Origin of the sequence: Nonomuraea sp. NPDC050691, assembly GCF_040654455.1 — a bacterium.
In the GTDB taxonomy this organism is placed as follows: Bacteria; Actinomycetota; Actinomycetes; order Streptosporangiales; family Streptosporangiaceae; genus Nonomuraea.
The window spans coordinates 20,139-36,510 of record NZ_JBFAIA010000033.1; the positions used below are offsets into that span (position 1 = coordinate 20,139).

The window sequence follows — 16,372 nt, forward strand, 5'->3', positions numbered from 1 at the left end:
TTGGAAATTTCCCCGAGACTACAGCGACGCCTCGAAGGCCGACACTCGCGGCCACGGTCTTCTTCATGCGCTCAACCGTGCCGCGCGGCCCCGCTGAACCGTCCCCGGCGAAAGTCGCATTGCACCCGCAACTTTCGTAGGGGATGCCGATCTCGTCGCGGCTTGTAACCTCTGGCCATGATTGACCAGGCATCGAGGATCGCCGAGCGGATCATGCCCTGGACGCTTGGAGTGACGGTATTCCTGCTGTCCATGGCATCGACGGCCGGTTCGATGGGCGTGAAATCCGCGCTGCCCATGCCGGTGCTCACAGCCGTGGCGGCCTGCTGCGGGTTCGCCGCGATCTTCGCCAGGCGTCGGCTGTGGCCACTCGTCGTGGTGGGTGCCGTAGCCCACACCTGGCTGGTGATGTGGCCCGCCGCCGCCGTGGCCTCGTACTACGCGGGTACGCAGCTTCGTCGCCGCCGCGACCTGTGGCTCTACGCCGGCGGTACGGTCGTGCTCTACGCGCTCGGTGGGCTTATCTCGTACCGAAGCGGGGGATACCGCGCCCTGGTCGCGGGCACTCTCGCGAACGTGCTGCTCATGGGTGGCGCGATGCTCGGGCTGCCTCTGGTGGCCGGGCTGTGGGTCCGCGCCAGGCGCCAGGTGCTCGACGCAATGCGCGATCAAGCCGAACAGCTGCTGCGCGAACAGGTGCTCCGTGCCGACCAGGCATGCGACCAGGAGCGGGCACGCATCGCGCGGGAGATGCACGACGTGGTCGCCCACCGGGTGTCCTTGATGGTCCTGCACGCTGGCGCGCTAGAGGTCAACGCTCCCGATGCTCGTACGGCGGAGGCTGCCGCGCTGATCAGCTGCATGGGCAGGGAGGCTCTGACGAACCTTCGAGAGGTGCTCGGTGTGCTGCGCTCGCCGGATCCGGAACGCGGCCCGCAGCCCACGCTGGCAGACCTTGACCGGCTGCTCGACCAGTCCCGGGCCCTGGGCATCGTGGTCAACCGCCACGATGAGGGTGAGGCCCGCCCGCTTTCGCCCACTGCGGAGCGCACCGCCTACCGGGTGGTCCAGGAGGCGCTGACCAACGTGCACAAGCACGCGGGCAACGCCGAGACCGACGTGTATGTCCGATACTGGCCCATCGAACTGGAGGTCCTCATCCGCAACCAGCCCCCCACGGCGACGGACGGCGACCTGCCCGGCTCCGGCTGGGGCCTAGTCGGGCTGCGAGAACGCGTCGAGCTGGTCGGCGGCAGGTTGGAGGCCGGACCGCGGTATGAGGGCGGCTTCCAGGTGCGGGCCGAGATTCCCACCGTATGATCCGCGTGCTGATCGTCGATGACGAGGCACTGGTCAGATCAGGGTTGCGGATGATCCTGGAAGCGGCGGGCGAGAGGGTGATCGTCGGCGAGGCAGGCTCGACCTGGACGAGTACATCCACGAGGCGCTCCGGCGGGGCGCTGTCGGCTTCCTGCTCAAGGACACCCCGCCGCGAGATCTAGCCGCCGCTGTCCGCACGGTCGCAGCGGGCCAGGCCATGTTCTCTCCCACCATCACTAAACGGCTGATCAGCTCATTCGTCGGCAAGGCCCCCTCTCACGCCGAGTCCGCTCGTAAGCGGCTTGCGGCGCTGACCGCCAGGGAGGAAGACGTGATCAGGGCTGTGGCACGCGGCCTATCGAACGCCGAGATCGGGCGGGAGCTCAGGCTGACAGAGGCGACGGTGAAGGCGCATGTCAGCCGGGTGCTGACCAAGCTGGGCTTGGCCAACCGGGTGCAGGCGGCCATTCTCGTCCACGACGCTGACCTTGGATGACCGCCAGGACACACCCCCACGGTGCAGGCGGCTCCCGCCGTGTCGGCGGTCTGTGTCGTCGGCGTCCCACCGTGATCACCGACGATATGATCCACACCGTACTGCGGCGCCGCGCGGCCGGCGAACCCGTCGAGAAGATCCGCGAGGACCTGATCATCGCCACCGGCAAGCGCAAAACCCGTCGCTGTATGCATTTAGCGTGTCGTCTTGGGAACTCGCTGTCATGCATGCCCTGCCCGAGGAAGGGAGGGCAGGAGCAGACTAGACGTCGGTAGTGACGGCCTTCTCCACAGCCGACCTCCTATTCACGGCGATCAACCCGATGATCATGATCAGTCCGTAGACGAGGTACGGCAAGCCATAAGGCCGGCGTGGCCCCCAGCTGTCAAAAATGGTCCCCATTCCCGTCACGATGACGGCCGCGGCCAGGACCCATCCCATGACGCGCCCCGCCGTACGAGTGCGCCGCCATGCCAGCAGGGACGCCAGCACGATCGCCATGACGACCCCTGGCCACGCCATGAGGACGTAGTCCCAGGCGTATGGGTAGTCCACCCCATAGGTTGGATCGTCATGGTTCTTCGGGTAGATCAGTTGCTGCAGCGTCCCGTACAAGGAGCCGCCGGCCAGGGACAGCGGGAAGGCCATGAGGATCATGGCCATCACCCCGTACATCGCATCGCCGACGTGCCCGTCCTGGGTGAGCCATGTCAGCGTCAGCACCGCTGCTCCGTACGAGCACGCGACCAATGCCGTGGACAGGCCACGGACCTTGGCGATGGCTTCAATCATGAGATGCCTTTCCCTGACCACCCTGCCGCTCCGGTGAAGCGGACGATCGCAAGATAGAGTGCCGGATCGGCGATGGACGCGTCCTGGCCATGGCGCCGGCCGCCGCTATGCCCCATCCGATGTCCTTCACGATCCTCCCTCGTGAATCGACGGCACGGCGGCCGCCCCCGACGCCGAGCCTTCCGGGTCGGCCGCGGAGGAACAAGGGGCGGCTTGCGCAACGCCGGTTAACCCCACACTTCATGATCGTGCTGGTGCCGGAGCATGAGCATCCGAACGAGAAGTTGCGCCAGCAGAGCGGCGTCGAGCGGCTTGCCGTGACTTCCCGATCAAATGCGTCTCGCCCTAGGGTTTCGCGGGTCATGACGGATGCAGTCGGGTGGCCTGAACCACTGTGAAATCCGACACGACGAGGCTGGGACATGGCTGGCGAGTTCACGATCATGCACAAGCCCAGGCCGCCGAATGGACGGTGGTCCAGAAGGGGGCGCTGGCGCTCTTCTGGAGACTCAGTCGGCGCGGAACGGGTCGGCCGGATAGACCCCGAGGATTTTCACGTCCGTGGTGAAGAAGGCCAACTCCTCCAGCGCGCTCTTCAGGCCGGGGTCCTCGGGGTGCCCGTCGACTTCGGCGAGGAACTGGGTGGCCGCGAAGTGGCCGCCGAGCATGTAGCTCTCCAGCTTTGTCATGTTGATGCCGTTGGTCGCGAACCCGCCGAGCGCCTTGTAGAGCGCGGCCGGCAGGTTGCGGACGTTGAAGACGAACGAGGTGACCACCGGGCCCTCGTCGCGCGGCGCCTGCACGAACTCCGGGCTGAGCACCACGAACCGGGTGGTGTTGTGCTCCTCGTCCTCGACGTCGCGGGCGAGGATGTGCAGGCCGTAGATCTCCGCCGCGAGCGGCGGCGCAATCGCCGCCTGGGTCGTGTCGTCCGCCTCGGCCACCTCGCGCGCAGCGCCGGCAGTGTCACCGGCGATCACCGGCACCAGGTCGTGCTTGCGGATGACCCGGCGGCACTGGCCCAGGGCATGCACGTGGCTGTGCACGGCCTTGATGGTGTCCAGAGTCGCACCCGGCGGCGCCATCAGGTTGAACTGGATGCGCAGGAAGTGCTCGCCGATGATGTACAGGTCCGAGGTCGGCAGGAAGTGGTGGATGTCGGCGACCCGGCCGGCGATCGAGTTGTCGATCGGGATCACCGCCAGTTCGGCCTCGCCGTTCTCCACCACCGCGAACACTTCCTCGAAGGACGCGCACGGCACCGTGTGCCAGTCGGGGTAGTGGTGCTTGCACACCATGTGGGAGTTCGAGCCCGGCTCGCCCTGGTAGGCGACACGTCGTGCGGTCACCCCAGCAGTTTCCCATGCAGCCGGGGGCCGTGCACACCACGAGGCCGCCGGCGGTGGATCGGCGATTCAGCCAACCCCCAGTGCGGCGAGCCCGCCTCCTGGCCGTACCGGTCAGCCGCACTCGGGCATGAGGGCCGCCGTCTGCTCCGGCGTCAGGGGCGGCGCGGGCAGCGGCCGGGTCTCGGAGGCCGAGGAGGCCCGCAGGCCGTCGAGCGTCAGCGCGAGGTGGCGGCGCCAGGCTCCGGGCGCGACGCGGAACGTCGCCCGGACGGTCGCGGCGATGCCCCAGGTGACGAACGCCATGTCCTCCAGCGTGACGTCCGCGCGCAGTTGCCCTGACGCGTGGGCGCGATCGACGATGCGCCGCATCAGGCGGTAGCCGCCGGCGGTGTCACCTCCCGCGGCGCCGCGGACGGCGACGTCGTTGTAGCCGAGGTCGGCGGCCTGCAGTTCGCACACGCCGGTCAGGAACGCGACGAGCCCCTCCCAGGCGTCGTCGGCGGCCAGCGCCTCCTCGGCCAGCCGGGCCACCGCGGTCACCCGGTCCTCGAACACCGCGTCGACCAGCGCCTGCCGGGTGGGGAAGCGGTTGTAGAGGGTGCCGATGCTGACGCCGGCCGTGCGGGCGATCTCCTCCAGCGGCACGTCGAGCCCCCGGTCGGCGAACAGCGACCTGGCCGCCCGCAGGAGGCGCTCGCGGTTGTGCACGGCGTCCTTGCGCATGGAGCCGATCCTAACGAAGGTGAGGCGCCTCTCAGGTTGCGCCCGGTCAGCGGCGGCCGTACTTCTTGTGGACGGCCTGCTTGCTGACGCCGATCGCGTCGGCGATCTGCGCCCAGGGCAGCCCGGCCACCCTCGCCCTGCGGACCTGCACCGCCTCCATGCGCTCGATCTCGTGGCGCAGCGCCGTGGTGGCCTGCAGCGCCCGCAGCGGGTCGTCGTCCTGCGCCTGCCGCACGAGGGAAGCCAGGTCGTTCGTCATGCCCCAACCGTAGACGAACCCGCCGGGAAACCCGTATCCGTCAGCCCGTACATCTTGGCCAGCTCGGCGACCGCCTCGGCCATCAGCTCGCGCAGCTCCGGCGGCCCCACCACCTCGACGAGCGCGCCCATGCGCAGCAGCAGCCAGCGGGCGTGCCGCAGCGACTCGACGGGGACGGTCACGGTGCGCCACCCGTCGGCGTCGGCCGGGGCGCCCTCCTCCATCGCGGCGGCCACGGCGTCGCCGCCCATCGTGTACGCGAACAGGCTGTCGGCGCCGGGGGCCAGCCGGACGACGGCCTCGGCGGTGTACATGCGCTCGCGGAACTCCTTGGCGTAGGCGTGCCAGAACCCGGCCAGGTCGAAGCCCTCGGGCCGCTCGAACCGGCCGGGAAGCGTCTCCAGCGTCAGGATCCGCGAGACGCGGTAGGTGCGCGGCGTCCCGCCGGGCGGGGCGGCGACCAGGTACCAGGAGCCGCCCTTGAGGACCAGCCCGTACGGGTGGACCATCCGCTCGACCTCCTCGTTGCCCCACCGCCGGTAGGTCATGCGGATCGGCCGAAGGTCCCACACGGCCTCGGCCACCGCGCTCAGGTGAGGGGCCTCGTCCGGGCCGCGGTACCAGCCGGGCACGTCGAGCAGGAAGCGCTCGCGCATCCGTGAGGCGTACGAGCGCGGCTCGGGCGGGAGGGCGGCGAGCAGCTTCAGCTCGGCGGTGGCCGCCACCTCCCCCAGGCCCAGCTCGGCCGCCGGGCCGGGCAGGCCCGCGAGGAACAGCGAGGACGCCTCCTCGGCGGTCAGGCCGTTCAGGCGGGTGCGGTAGCCGTCGAGGAGCTGGTAGCCGCCGGCCGGGCCACGGTCGGCGTAGACGGGCACGCCGGCGGCGGACAGCGCCTCCACGTCGCGGTAGACGGTGCGGATGGACACCTCCAGCTCCTCGGCCAGCTCGGTGGCGGTCATGCGCCCGCGCGTCTGCAGGAGCAGGAGGAGGGACAGGAGGCGGCTGGCGCGCATGCCGCCAGTCTAGGGACGGCCCGCGCCACCCGCGGTCCCCCGGAGTCGTCAGGCGAACTGCTGCCAGCCGAGCCGGATCACCATGGCCACGACGACGACCAGCAGCACGATCCGCACGAACCCCGCCCCGCGCCGCAGCGCCATCCGGGCGCCGACCTGCGCGCCGGCGATGTTGCACAGCGCCATGCCGAGCCCGAGGCCCCACAGCAGGTGGCCCTGCCAGGCGAAGACGAACAGCGCGCCCAGGTTCGTCCCGGTGTTGATGATCTTGGCGGACGCCGACGCGGAGACGAAGTCCAGGCCGAGGATCGTGGTGAACGCGATGATGAGGAACGTCCCGGTGCCGGGGCCCATGATGCCGTCGTAGAAGGCGATGCCGACGCCCGCGACGGCGACGGCGGCCGTGATCCGGTTCCGGGTCCGCAGGTGGGGCTGCGGCATGGAGCCGAGCGCCGGCCGTAACGTCACGAAGGCGGCCACGCTCAGCAGGACGGCCATCACGACCGGCCGCAGCACCTCCGCGGAGATCGCCGCCGCGGCCGAGGCGCCGAGACCGGCGCTGACCACGGCGAGCCCGGCGCCGGGGAGCGCCACCTGCCGGTCGAACTTGGTGGTACGGGCGTAGGCCACGGCGGCGGAGGCGGTACCGAACACCGAGGAGAGCTTGTTGGTGGCCATGGCCTGGACGGGCGGCACGCCGGCCACCATCAGCGCCGGGAGCTGGAGCAGCCCGCCGCCGCCCACGACGGCGTCGACCCATCCCGCGCCGGCCGCCGCCACCAGCAACACCAGCACCTGTTCCAGTGGCACGCCACGCCCCCGACCGACGACTCAACCCAGATCAACCCAGACGAGGGTATACGTCGGCTTTCATCCGCTTTCGCCCTACCCCGGGCGCGGACACGAGGACGCCCGGCGCGCGGCGTCAGGGAGGTGACGGCCGCGCACCGGGCGGGCTCTCACCCTTCGGCCATCTCCTTGGCCTCGCGGCCGTGGACGATGAGCGCGTACAGGACGACGAGGTCCACCGCGATGACGACGAGTGACCACCAGGGGTTGACGGCGATCCAGATGAGCTGCGTGATCGCGTTGAGCATGACGAGGACGACCGAGATGACGCGCGCCCACGTCTGCCCGACCAGCAGGGCGACGCCGACCGCGAACAGCAGGATCCCCAGCAGGAGGTGCACCCACCCCCACCCCGTGAGGTTGAACAGGAACAGCCGCCGGGCCGTCTCGACGTAGAAGTCGCCGCTGAAGATCGCGTACAGGCCGGAGATCACGTTGAAGAGGCCCGACATGATGATCATGACGGCCGCGAACCACACCCAGCCCACCCAGCCGGTGACGTGGTGCCGCGCTTGATAGGTCATGGCGAATCCCCCCGAAAGACTGCCTGATACCCCACTCTATCGATCACGCTGCGAAGTGCGTTATATACCGACAGTACTGATGGAGGGGCGCACGAGGTTCTGCTTGCGGTAAATGTTGCGGCTGCGCGCCTTGGTGCCTCTGGAGGGTTACGGGCCGGACGCGCCCGTCAGGCGCCCCGCTCGTCCAGGTCGTCCAGGTCGTCCAGGGGAGCGGTGAGGGCGTGGTCGACCGTCGCATGGATCCGCAGCACGCCGGTGGTGCCGGTGATCTCCAGGAGGCGGGCCGGCGCGGGCCGCACCCCGGCCAGGTGCAGGCTCCCGCCGACGTCGCGGAGGAGCGCGTCGGCGGTGATGAGCACGCGCAGGCCCGGGCTGGCCATGAACGGCATCTCGCTCAGGTCCAGCACGAGCCGCTCCCCCACGCCGGGGCACGCCTCACGGATGAAGTCCTCGAGCCGGCCGGCGGTCACGGCGTCCACCTCGCCGCCGACGGCGATCACGCTCGCGCCGGGCAGCCGCCGGGTGGTGAGGGTCAGCAATGTCATCGAATCCTCGCGCTGGGCCGGTCGGCTAGAGGGTCTGGTGGAGCATGGCCAGCAGGCGGCGCAACTGGTCGGGCACCTCGATCACCGTGGCCGCGCCCTCGCGGACGAGCCCGAGCAGCACGCGCACACCGGAGACGTCGACGAACGACAGCCGCGCCGCGTCGATCACGACGCTCCCTCCGGACCCGGCCGCCTCGCGCAGGACGCGCGCCAGGGCGGGACTGTTGGTGCGGTCCACCTCGCCGACGAGCGCGACCGCCGGCGCGCCGGAGCGGTCGGCCGAGGTGACGCGCAGGAGCCCGTCGGCGTACAGCACCCGCTCGCCCACCGGGGTCTCGCCCCGGAAGCGCGGAGTGTCGCCTTTGAGCACGTCGTCGCCTCCCTTGCCGGTCGCCCTTTCTACCGGAGATCACCAACCTTCGCGGCGCTTCTTGTAGCCCCCAAGGGTAAGCGTGTATGAGAATACAGGAAAGATTTTTCGCTATAAAATCTTGGGTGACATCCAGCCCCGGATCCCCGCCCGGGCCTACGGAGTGAGTTTCATGGGCAACATCACCGGCGGTCAGTCCCGTTGGACCTTCCTCACCAACCATGCGCGCGTGCTGCTGGAGATAGCCCGCAACCCGGAGGTGCGCGTCCGCGAGATCGCGGCGACGATCGGCATCACCGAGCGGTCGGCGCAGGGCATCGTCACGGACCTGCGGGAGGCGGGCTACCTCAACCCCATCCGCGTGGGCAGGCGCAACCACTACAGCATCAACGCCGAACGGAGCTTCCGGCACCACACGGAGGCGGACATGCCGGTGCGGGTGCTCATCGACATGTTCACCCATCGCGACCACACCGGCACCCCCACCTGAGACCGCACGGGCCCGCCCGCGACCATGCGGGCGGGCTCATGACCCTGACCGGGACGTTCAGGACGTTCAGCCGGCCAGGGGGTTCAGGCGGTGGTCGCGAAGCGGACCGGCATGTGCTTGATGCCGTTGATGAAGTCGGAGCGCATCCGCCGGACCGGCCCGGCGTGCTCGGCCGCCGGGAAGCGGCGCAGCAGCTCCCTGATCATGCAGGTGATCTGCAGCCGCGCCAGGTTGGCGCCCAGGCAGAAGTGCGGGCCGCCGCCGCCGAACGTCACGTGGTCGTTGGGGTCACGGCGGATGTCGAAGGTGTACGGGTCGGGGAAGACGGTCTCGTCCCGGTTGGCGGACATGTAGAACGTGACCACCTTCTCGCCCTCGGCGATGCGCCGGCCGTGCAGCTCGGTGTCGCGCGTCGCCGTGCGCCGGAAGTTGTGGATGGACGACCCCCAGCGCAGGAACTCCTCGGTGGCGGTGTGCCACAGCTTGTCGTCGCCGAGGCCGGCGGACAGCTCGCGGTAGCTGTCCGGGTGGTCGATGAGCGCGTTCATGGCGTGCGCGATGAGGTTGCGGGTCGTCTCGTTGCCCGCGACGCACAGGATCACGAAGAACGCGTCGATCTCCTCCCGGGTCAGCCGGTCGCCGTCGATCTCCGCCTCGACCAGGCTGGTGAGGATGTCGTCGCGGGGGTGCTTGCGCCGCTCCTCGACCAGGCCGTCGCAGTACTGGAAGATCTCGGCGGCGGCGATCTCGCCGTCCTCGGGCGTGGTGCGGAAGTCGGGGTCCTGGAAGCCGACCATGCGGTTGGACCACTCGAAGATCATCGCGTGGTCCTCCTCGGGGACGCCGACGAGGTCGCAGATCATCTGCAGCGGGAGGTACTCGGCGACGTCGGTGACGAACTCCACCTCGCCCCCCTTGTCGAGGACGCCGTCGGCGATGCGCTCGGCCCTGCGCCGCACCTGGTCCTTGAGCCGGGCGATCGTCCGCGGGGTGAAACCGGCGCTGACCAGGCGGCGGTAGCGGGTCTGCTTGGGCGGGTCCATGTTGAGCAGCATGAGGCCGGCGACCTCGATGAACTCCGGGGTCTGGTCACGGAGGAACGCCGTGCCGACCTCGGTGGACCAGGTGCGGGTGTCGCGGCTGATCGCCTTGACGTCGTGGTAGCGGGTCACGGCCCAGAAGCCCGTGTCCTCCGGGATGTCGTGCCAGTAGACAGGGGCGTGGCGGCGGAGGTAGGCGAACTGTTCGTGCGGAACTTCTTGCTCCCAGGCGTCCTCTAACAGGTTGATCCGCATGGGTGCTCCCCTTTCGGCGCGAGTCGGGAGAGGTGGGGGTGCGGGTGCGGCGGGCGGGTCGGTCCGGCGGGGGCGGTCCAGGCGGGACGGTCTAGACGGGTTCGGCCGGCTTTTCGGGTGGCTGTTCGGGTGGCTTGTCGCCGTACGACCGGTCGTACGGCGACGCCCGGTCGTGCGGTGGGCCGTACGGGAGGCCGAGCAGGTCGCGCAGGCTCTCGACGACGGCCCGCGTCTCGACCGCCGGCGGGTCGAGACGGTGCTGCACCGCGCAGCCGATCAGCACCCCGAGCACGGCCGTGGCCGTCTGCTCGGGCGAGCGCCGCAGGGGCACCCCCGCCATGTCGGCCCAGCCGGCCAGCCCTTCGGCCAGCCGGGCACGGATGCCGGCGTACCTGCGGGCGAGGGGCTCGCCGATCTCGGGATCGCGCGCGCCGTGCAGCCACAGCTCCATCTCCAGCAGGAGCCATGACGCACCGCGATCACCGTCGTCGCGGGTGAGCACCTCGAACAGGGCCGCCAGCCGCTCGTCGAGCCGGGTGACGTCCTCGAACCCGGCGAGCAGCTCGGCCGCCGTCTGGTCCTTCCACACCTCCAGCAGGGCCAGCAGCAGTCCCTCCTTGCCGCCGAAGTGGTTGTAGAGGGCGCCGGTGGTGCGGCCCGCCGCCTCGGCCACGGCCTCGGCGGAGACGGCGTGGAAGCCCTTGCGGGCGAACAGGTCGGCCGCGGCGTCGATCAGCCGGGCACGGGTCTCGGCCCGCCGCTGGTCCTGGGTACGGGCCACGACCGCCTCCCGGCTGAATATCGGGTTCCCTACATATGTCTATGACCTGATATATCTCCCAACCGAGCGCTCGGTCAAGGAGTGGGCGGACCAGTGCGTGAGACGGCGCAGGCCGTACTCGACGGGGCCGTACCGGTGCGAGCGCAGCCACCAGGCGCTCAGCGCCAGCAGCACGGCGTAGATCGCGACGGCGACACCCATGACCGCGATCGGCGCCAGCCGCCCGCCGAGCGCCAGGCCGTACCCGGTGAAGACCAGGGCGACCAGCAGCGACTGGCCGAGGTAGTTGGAGGCGGCCGTCCGGCCGGCGGGCGCCAGGGCGCGCCCCACGGCGGGGAAGCGGCCGATGACCCGCACGAGCGTGGCGACGTAGGCGGCGGCGAGGAGCAGCGAGGTGAGGGTGTTCACGGCCAGGCCGGCGACCTCCGCGACGCCGCCGCGGGACGTGCTCCAGGCGTACACGACGCCGCCGGGCAGGCCGGCGCCGAATCCGGCCCACTGGACCCGGCGCAGCAGGCGCGTGCGGGAGCCGAGCCCCTCCAGCAGTCGCGTCTTGCCCGCCGCCAGGCCGAACAGGAACATGGCCAGCGCCGTCGGCCCCTGGAAGGCCCAGATCATGAGCGCGAGGGGCGGGTACAGGGCGGCCTGCATCCGCAGGAAGTCCAGCGGCCCGCCGGTGGCCAGGGCCAGGACGCGGGCCGCCTCGGCGGGGTCGGACGCCTCGGCCGGGACGCCGGGCGGGTCGATCGCGGACAGCACGGCGAGCGCCAGCATGGCCAGGGTGAGCGTGCCGATGATCGCGGCCCCGGTGATGACGGCCGTCCTCGGCCGCAGACCGCGCAGGGCCAGCAGGACCACGCCGAGGACCGCGTACAGGGTGAGGATGTCGCCGAACCACAGCAGGAAGCCGTGCGCGACACCGATGACGAACAGCCCCAGGCAGCGGCGCAGGGTGCGCGCCCGCACGCTCGCCCCCGAACGTTCGGCGGCGCGCATCTGGAGCGTGAAGGAGTAGCCGAACAGGAACGAGAAGATCACGTAGAACTTGGTCAGGACCAGGGCGACGATCACCGATGCGACGGGCCCGTCGGGGATCGGCATGGCGCCGGTCGTGGCGTCACCGGGGTAGGCCAGGAAGCCGATGTTGGCGACCAGGATGCCCGCGAGGGCGAACCCGCGTACCGCGTCGACCTCGTGAACCCGGCCGGCCGGGGCGACCTCATGACCCCGACCTGCCGGGGAGGTGGGGGGAGTGGACGGCTGCGTCATGCCGCGACGCTAGGCGGGGCGCGGCCCCCGCCACATCGGACCTTGGTCTGCCCGCTCCCCTCCCAAAGACGCCGCGGCCCGCGCCCAAAGGCGGTGCCGGCCCGCTTCCCGGGCGCGGAAACTTCACGAAAGGCGCGAAAGGGAGGGGCTCGCCGGGGTGGTCCGGGGTCGTTGGGATCCGGATCAAGGTGACGTACGGTGATCGTCGGGTGGGTCGGCACGGGCGGCCACGGAAGGGCTGCCGTCCGTGACGGTTCGCTGGTCCGCCTCCATATCACGGTGATAGGTGGCCTTTGACGACTAGCCGGATCCAACCCAGTCGATACTTTGACAGCACCCCCCACAAAGGAGTGCACATGTGGAGTAAGCGCATGGGCCTGGTCGGCGCCACGATCGTCGCCGCCTGCCTGGCCACCCCCCTCACCCCCGCGGTCGCCGCACCCACTCCTCCCGGCGACGAAGCTCCCCGCGAGGTGGTGGACGCCCTCCAGCGAGACCTCGGCCTCTCCGAGCAGCAGGCGCTGACGCGCCTGGCCAACGAGCAGCGCGCCGCCGCCACCGAGGCGCGGCTCAGCTCATCGCTCGGCGCCTCGTACGGCGGGTCCTGGCTCAACGCGGACGCCTCCAAACTCATGGTCGCCACCACCGACCCGGCGGCCACGGCCTCCATCGAGGCGCAGGGCGCGCAGCCCGTGGTGGTGGCGCGGACGCTCACGCAGCTCACCGCCGTCAAGGACCGGCTCGACCAGGCCGCCTCCGGCACGAAGGCGACCCTCTGGTACGTCGACGTGACGACCAACTCGGTCGTCGTCGTCGCCCCCGACCAGCGCTCCGGCGACCGGCTCGCCGCGAAGGCGGGCGCCGAGCAGGGCGTCGTCAAGGTGCAGGTCAGCGGCGAGTCCCCGCAGACGTTCATCAACATCGTCGGCGGCGCGCCGTACTACATCGGCTCAAGCCGGTGCAGCGTCGGCTTCTCCGTGACCCGCGGCACCACCCCCGGCTTCGTCACCGCCGGCCACTGCGGCCGGGCCGGCTCCCGCACCACGAACCCGACGGGCACCTTCCAGGGCTCCTCGTTCCCGGGCAACGACTACGCCTGGGTCGCCGCCCCCGGCAACACGGTGACGCCGTACGTGCGCGGCTCCGGCGGCGCGAACGTGACCGTGCGCGGCTCCACGCAGGCCTCGGTCGGCGCGTCCATCTGCCGCTCCGGCTCCACCACCGGCTGGCGCTGCGGCACCATCCAGCAGCACAACGCCACCGTGCGCTACGCGCAGGGCACGGTCACCGGGCTCACCCGCACCAGCGCGTGCGCGGAGCCGGGCGACTCGGGCGGCTCGTTCATCTCGGGCAGCCAGGCCCAGGGCATGACCTCCGGCGGGTCCGGCAACTGCTCGATCGGCGGCACGACCTACCACCAGCCGGTCAACGAGGCCCTGTCGGCGTACGGGCTGACTTTGACGGTCGGCTAGCCTCCGGCGGCACCGCCTGACGGATGACACGGCGTGCCCGGGACATCATGCCCGGGCACGCCGTTTCGTGTGCCCTTCCACGCGGGCGGCCGGCTCGCGCGGGTGCGCGGCTATGCGGATGCGTGGCTCGGGCGGGTGCGCGGCTGGGGCGGGGTGCGGCGTCAGGCGCCTTCGGTGGCGCGGCGCTCGCGGTAGGCGCGCTGGCGGCAGGCCGGTGAGCAGTACGCGCGGGGACGCCCGGACGGCGGCCGCTCGACCGGCGTGCCACACACCCGGCACACCGAGGTTTCGTCACGCGTTTCATCACGCTCCTCGGCGCCGGAACGCCGCCGGACGAGCAGCTCGATCCCGTCGAGCAGCCGGGCCAGGCCGAAGGTGAAGGAGTCCTCGGGGTGGTCGTAGCCGCCCTGCTCCCAGAGCCGGGTGATCGTCGGAAAGCGCTCGAACCGCTCGAACAGCGACCGCCGGGCGTCCCACCACTCCTCGTCGCTGACGCCGCTGCGGCGCTCGGCCTCGGCGGCCTCCACGAACACCAGCGCCTCGGCGTCGACGAACCGCCCGACGAGATCCACCACGGCGAGCACCTCCGAGGGCGGCAGGCCGGTGCCGGCGACGGCGGCCAGCATGCGCTCGTAGTAGGCGACGGCGTTCGGGCCGGGCAGGTGGCGGAGACCGCGCCCCTCCGCGAGCCAGGGGTGACGCCTGCGGAGCTCCCAGCCCTGCCGCGCGAGGGCCTCCAGCCGCTCCCTCCACCGAGCGCTCCCACGTTCCCCGGCCGGGGCGTGCGCCCCTCCCCGTGCGGGCGGCTCGTCGCCCGCGCCCTCAGGCCCGGCGAGCTCGGCCAGGACGGCGTCGCGCATGAGCTCGACGAGCTGGTCACGGCCGGGCACGTGCCGGTAGAGGGACATGGTGGTGAACCCGAGCCGGTCGGCCACCTTGCGCATGGACAGCCCGGCCAGCCCTTCGGCGTCGGCCAGCTCGACGGCCGCGCGCACGATCCGGTCGAGGTCGAGCCCCTGCCGCGCGCCGCGCCTCGCGCCGCCGTCCGCGTCACGCCACAGCAGCTCCATGCCGTGCCCGGGATCTTCCGCGTCACTTCTCGCCATCACGTTTATGGTATACACCTTGCGTACATCATAAACATACGACTGTGGAGGACCCGTCCATGATCGAGTTCTTTGTGGCCCCCGGCGGGGACGACTCCGGACCGGGCACGCGCGAGCGGCCGTTCGCCACGCCCGGCCGGGCCCGCGAGGCGGCCCGCGCCGCCGCCGCGGCGACGTGCTCGTGCAGCTCCGCGGCGGCACCTACCCCCTCGACGAGCCGCTGGAACTGACCGCGGCCGACTCCGGCCGCGACGGCCACCGGGTCGTCTACCAGGCCTTCGGCTACGGCACCCCGGACCAGGAGGAGGTGGTGCTGAGCGGAGGGCGCCGGGTGACCGTACGGGAGGAGACCGGCGGGGTGTGGGCTGCCGTCGTCGGGAGCCTGGAGCCGCGCCAGCTCTACGCGGCGGGCCGCAGGGCCGAGCGCGCCTCGATCGACGCCCTGCCCGGCACGGCCGCCATGACCGAGACCGGCTACACCACCGACAGCGCCGATCCCCTGAGCTGGCGCAACCCGGGCGACGTCGAGTTCGTCCACCGGGGCGTCTACCCGTGGACCGAGGCCCGCTGCGGCGTGGCCGCCGTCACCGCCGAGGACGGCACGACGGTGATCACCATGGCGCAGCCCGCGTTCGGCCGGGCCCTCGACCTGTACAACTCCACGTGGCAGGGCGTGACCTCGCGCGGCCTCGGCCTGCCCACACGGATCGAGAACGACGCGGCGTTCCTCACGCTCCCCGGCACGTTCGTGCTGGACCGCTCGGCGCCCGGCGCCCACGTCGTCCGCTACCTGCCGCGGCCGGGCGAGCGGCCCGAGGACGTGGTCGTCCCGGCCCTGGAGACGCTGTTACGCGTGACCGGCGCGCGGGACGTGTCGCTGCGCGGGCTGACGTTCGCGGACGCCACCTGGACCCGGCCGGGCGGCCCGGAAGGGTTCCTCCACTACCACGGGAGCGGCTTCTACGAGGGCGGCCCGATCGACACGGTGTCGCTGGGCGAGGGCGTGGGCTCGGTGACCGTGCCGCGCGAGTCCGCCACGATCCCGGCGTGCGTGGTGCTCGACGGCGTGTCCGGGGTGACGGTCGACGGCTGTCGCTTCACCCGGCTCGGCGCCACCGGCGTCGGCGTGCACGGCGGCGCCGACGTGACGGTGCGCGGCTGCGACTTCGACACGCTGTCCGCCGGGGCCCTCACGGTCACAGGGAGCGCCCGCGACGTGCTGGCCGAGGACAACTGGATCCACCACGTCGGACTCGACCACCCCGGCTCCCCCGGCGTCGCGCTGCTCGGCACCACCGGCTGCACGCTCTCCCGCAACCACATCGCCGAGACGCCGCACTGCGGCATCGTCGCCGGTTCCGGGCGCGGCACCCGCATCCTGGGCAACGTCACCACCGGCACGATGAGCGTCATGGCCGACGGGGGCGGCGTCTACCTGGCGGGCCCGCAGGGCGAGTCCCACGAGGACGGCGCGGTGGTCCGGGGCAACGTGTGGGACGCCGACCCGATGGGGGCCGACGCGCCGCCGCAGGGGGTGACGTACGAGGGCAACAGCACGCTCGCGGACGAGGCGGAGCTGCTGGCCGCCACGGAGGCCGTCCGCTCACGGGCCGGCCTGCTGACGCCCCGCCCGGGGCTCCGGCCGGCGCCCCTGACGGAGCCGCTGCCGTCCGGCGCCTCCTGAGCCGTCCCCCTCGGCCCGGCCGCCGGTTCCCCCAG

The 16,372-nt window shown here is 71.4% G+C and carries 18 protein-coding genes and 1 pseudogene; 6 read left to right on the forward strand and 13 right to left on the reverse strand.

What is annotated here, in order from left to right; translation table 11 throughout:
- The first annotated feature begins 177 nt into the window (after nucleotides 1-177).
- Both AB0H81_RS15780 and AB0H81_RS15785 read left to right on the forward strand, forming a co-directional pair.
- Nucleotides 178-1,320, forward strand: coding sequence for a histidine kinase (locus tag AB0H81_RS15780; protein WP_358374655.1), 1,143 nt, complete (start codon nucleotides 178-180; stop codon nucleotides 1,318-1,320).
- Nucleotides 1,317-1,816 (forward strand): annotated as a pseudogene (locus AB0H81_RS15785) (response regulator transcription factor). The gene AB0H81_RS15780 and the pseudogene AB0H81_RS15785 overlap by 4 nt, the downstream one beginning before the upstream one ends.
- A 261-nt stretch (nucleotides 1,817-2,077) precedes the next feature.
- Here the strand turns inward: AB0H81_RS15785 and AB0H81_RS15790 are convergent.
- The 9 genes from AB0H81_RS15790 to AB0H81_RS15830 all read right to left on the reverse strand — a co-directional run bounded on the left by AB0H81_RS15790 (nucleotide 2,078) and on the right by AB0H81_RS15830 (nucleotide 8,240).
- Nucleotides 2,078-2,608, reverse strand: coding sequence for a hypothetical protein (locus tag AB0H81_RS15790; protein ID WP_358374656.1), 531 nt, complete (start codon nucleotides 2,606-2,608; stop codon nucleotides 2,078-2,080).
- A 509-nt stretch (nucleotides 2,609-3,117) separates the two neighbouring features.
- The gene (locus AB0H81_RS15795; protein WP_358374659.1) at nucleotides 3,118-3,957 is read right to left on the reverse strand and encodes a prephenate dehydratase; all 840 of its coding nucleotides are present in this window, start codon (nucleotides 3,955-3,957) and stop codon (nucleotides 3,118-3,120) included.
- Nucleotides 3,958-4,068: 111 nt separating this feature from the next.
- A complete protein-coding gene (locus tag AB0H81_RS15800) occupies nucleotides 4,069-4,680 on the reverse strand; it encodes a helix-turn-helix domain-containing protein (RefSeq protein WP_358374662.1) in 612 nt (203 codons plus the stop codon).
- A 46-nt stretch (nucleotides 4,681-4,726) separates the two neighbouring features.
- Complete coding sequence (locus tag AB0H81_RS15805; RefSeq protein ID WP_358374664.1) at nucleotides 4,727-4,939, reverse strand: hypothetical protein; 213 nt, start codon at nucleotides 4,937-4,939, stop codon at nucleotides 4,727-4,729.
- Entirely contained in the window at nucleotides 4,936-5,952 is a 1,017-nt protein-coding gene (locus tag AB0H81_RS15810; protein ID WP_358374667.1) for a YafY family protein, read from the reverse strand. Before AB0H81_RS15810 ends, AB0H81_RS15805 begins: the two co-directional genes overlap by 4 nt.
- A gap of 48 nt (nucleotides 5,953-6,000) precedes the next feature.
- Entirely contained in the window at nucleotides 6,001-6,762 is a 762-nt protein-coding gene (locus AB0H81_RS15815; RefSeq protein WP_358374670.1) for a TSUP family transporter, read from the reverse strand.
- Nucleotides 6,763-6,911: 149 nt separating this feature from the next.
- Complete coding sequence (locus AB0H81_RS15820) at nucleotides 6,912-7,325, reverse strand: hypothetical protein (protein WP_358374672.1); 414 nt, start codon at nucleotides 7,323-7,325, stop codon at nucleotides 6,912-6,914.
- A 167-nt stretch (nucleotides 7,326-7,492) separates the two neighbouring features.
- The gene (locus AB0H81_RS15825; RefSeq protein ID WP_358374675.1) at nucleotides 7,493-7,870 is read right to left on the reverse strand and encodes an STAS domain-containing protein; all 378 of its coding nucleotides are present in this window, start codon (nucleotides 7,868-7,870) and stop codon (nucleotides 7,493-7,495) included.
- Between the two features lie 25 nt (nucleotides 7,871-7,895).
- Nucleotides 7,896-8,240: an STAS domain-containing protein gene (locus AB0H81_RS15830; protein ID WP_358374678.1), complete on the reverse strand. Its 345-nt coding sequence runs from the start codon at nucleotides 8,238-8,240 to the stop codon at nucleotides 7,896-7,898.
- 172 nt (nucleotides 8,241-8,412) lie between these two features.
- Between AB0H81_RS15830 and AB0H81_RS15835 the strand changes: the two genes are divergently transcribed.
- Entirely contained in the window at nucleotides 8,413-8,730 is a 318-nt protein-coding gene (locus tag AB0H81_RS15835; RefSeq protein WP_358374681.1) for a helix-turn-helix domain-containing protein, read from the forward strand.
- Nucleotides 8,731-8,813: 83 nt separating this feature from the next.
- Here AB0H81_RS15835 and AB0H81_RS15840 read toward each other — a convergent pair whose 3' ends face one another.
- The 3 genes from AB0H81_RS15840 to AB0H81_RS15850 form a co-directional block, all read right to left on the reverse strand.
- Nucleotides 8,814-10,025, reverse strand: coding sequence for a cytochrome P450 (locus AB0H81_RS15840; protein ID WP_358374684.1), 1,212 nt, complete (start codon nucleotides 10,023-10,025; stop codon nucleotides 8,814-8,816).
- A gap of 91 nt (nucleotides 10,026-10,116) precedes the next feature.
- On the reverse strand, nucleotides 10,117-10,806 hold the full coding sequence (locus AB0H81_RS15845; RefSeq protein ID WP_358374687.1) for a TetR/AcrR family transcriptional regulator: 690 nt from the start codon (nucleotides 10,804-10,806) through the stop codon (nucleotides 10,117-10,119).
- A 39-nt stretch (nucleotides 10,807-10,845) separates the two neighbouring features.
- Nucleotides 10,846-12,075: a DUF418 domain-containing protein gene (locus AB0H81_RS15850; protein ID WP_358374689.1), complete on the reverse strand. Its 1,230-nt coding sequence runs from the start codon at nucleotides 12,073-12,075 to the stop codon at nucleotides 10,846-10,848.
- A gap of 356 nt (nucleotides 12,076-12,431) precedes the next feature.
- Here AB0H81_RS15850 and AB0H81_RS15855 point away from each other — a divergent pair, with 356 nt between their 5' ends.
- Nucleotides 12,432-13,547 (forward strand): S1 family peptidase, encoded by a 1,116-nt coding sequence (locus AB0H81_RS15855; protein WP_358374692.1) that lies wholly within the window; start codon nucleotides 12,432-12,434, stop codon nucleotides 13,545-13,547.
- A gap of 161 nt (nucleotides 13,548-13,708) precedes the next feature.
- Here the strand turns inward: AB0H81_RS15855 and AB0H81_RS15860 are convergent, their stop codons facing one another.
- Nucleotides 13,709-14,653: a TetR/AcrR family transcriptional regulator gene (locus AB0H81_RS15860; RefSeq protein ID WP_358374695.1), complete on the reverse strand. Its 945-nt coding sequence runs from the start codon at nucleotides 14,651-14,653 to the stop codon at nucleotides 13,709-13,711.
- A gap of 59 nt (nucleotides 14,654-14,712) precedes the next feature.
- Between AB0H81_RS15860 and AB0H81_RS15865 the strand changes: the two genes are divergently transcribed.
- Both AB0H81_RS15865 and AB0H81_RS15870 read left to right on the forward strand, forming a co-directional pair.
- Complete coding sequence (locus tag AB0H81_RS15865) at nucleotides 14,713-14,883, forward strand: hypothetical protein (RefSeq protein ID WP_358374698.1); 171 nt, start codon at nucleotides 14,713-14,715, stop codon at nucleotides 14,881-14,883.
- Entirely contained in the window at nucleotides 14,829-16,337 is a 1,509-nt protein-coding gene (locus tag AB0H81_RS15870) for a right-handed parallel beta-helix repeat-containing protein (RefSeq protein WP_358374701.1), read from the forward strand. Before AB0H81_RS15865 ends, AB0H81_RS15870 begins: the two co-directional genes overlap by 55 nt.
- Nucleotides 16,338-16,372: the final 35 nt, after the last annotated feature.

Excerpts from the sequence above, each read along its gene's own strand:
- AB0H81_RS15780 (WP_358374655.1), top strand. The coding sequence starts at position 178 with ATGATTGACCAGGCATCGAGGATCGCCGAGCGGATCATGCCCTGGACG.
- AB0H81_RS15790 (WP_358374656.1), bottom strand. The coding sequence starts at position 2,608 with ATGATTGAAGCCATCGCCAAGGTCCGTGGCCTGTCCACGGCATTGGTC.
- AB0H81_RS15800 (WP_358374662.1), bottom strand. The coding sequence starts at position 4,680 with ATGCGCAAGGACGCCGTGCACAACCGCGAGCGCCTCCTGCGGGCGGCC.
- AB0H81_RS15805 (WP_358374664.1), bottom strand. The coding sequence starts at position 4,939 with ATGACGAACGACCTGGCTTCCCTCGTGCGGCAGGCGCAGGACGACGAC.
- AB0H81_RS15810 (WP_358374667.1), bottom strand. The coding sequence starts at position 5,952 with ATGCGCGCCAGCCGCCTCCTGTCCCTCCTCCTGCTCCTGCAGACGCGC.
- AB0H81_RS15820 (WP_358374672.1), bottom strand. The coding sequence starts at position 7,325 with ATGACCTATCAAGCGCGGCACCACGTCACCGGCTGGGTGGGCTGGGTG.
- AB0H81_RS15825 (WP_358374675.1), bottom strand. The coding sequence starts at position 7,870 with ATGACATTGCTGACCCTCACCACCCGGCGGCTGCCCGGCGCGAGCGTG.
- AB0H81_RS15835 (WP_358374681.1), top strand. The coding sequence starts at position 8,413 with ATGGGCAACATCACCGGCGGTCAGTCCCGTTGGACCTTCCTCACCAAC.
- AB0H81_RS15840 (WP_358374684.1), bottom strand. The coding sequence starts at position 10,025 with ATGCGGATCAACCTGTTAGAGGACGCCTGGGAGCAAGAAGTTCCGCAC.
- AB0H81_RS15850 (WP_358374689.1), bottom strand. The coding sequence starts at position 12,075 with ATGACGCAGCCGTCCACTCCCCCCACCTCCCCGGCAGGTCGGGGTCAT.
- AB0H81_RS15855 (WP_358374692.1), top strand. The coding sequence starts at position 12,432 with ATGTGGAGTAAGCGCATGGGCCTGGTCGGCGCCACGATCGTCGCCGCC.
- AB0H81_RS15860 (WP_358374695.1), bottom strand. The coding sequence starts at position 14,653 with ATGGCGAGAAGTGACGCGGAAGATCCCGGGCACGGCATGGAGCTGCTG.
- AB0H81_RS15865 (WP_358374698.1), top strand. The coding sequence starts at position 14,713 with ATGATCGAGTTCTTTGTGGCCCCCGGCGGGGACGACTCCGGACCGGGC.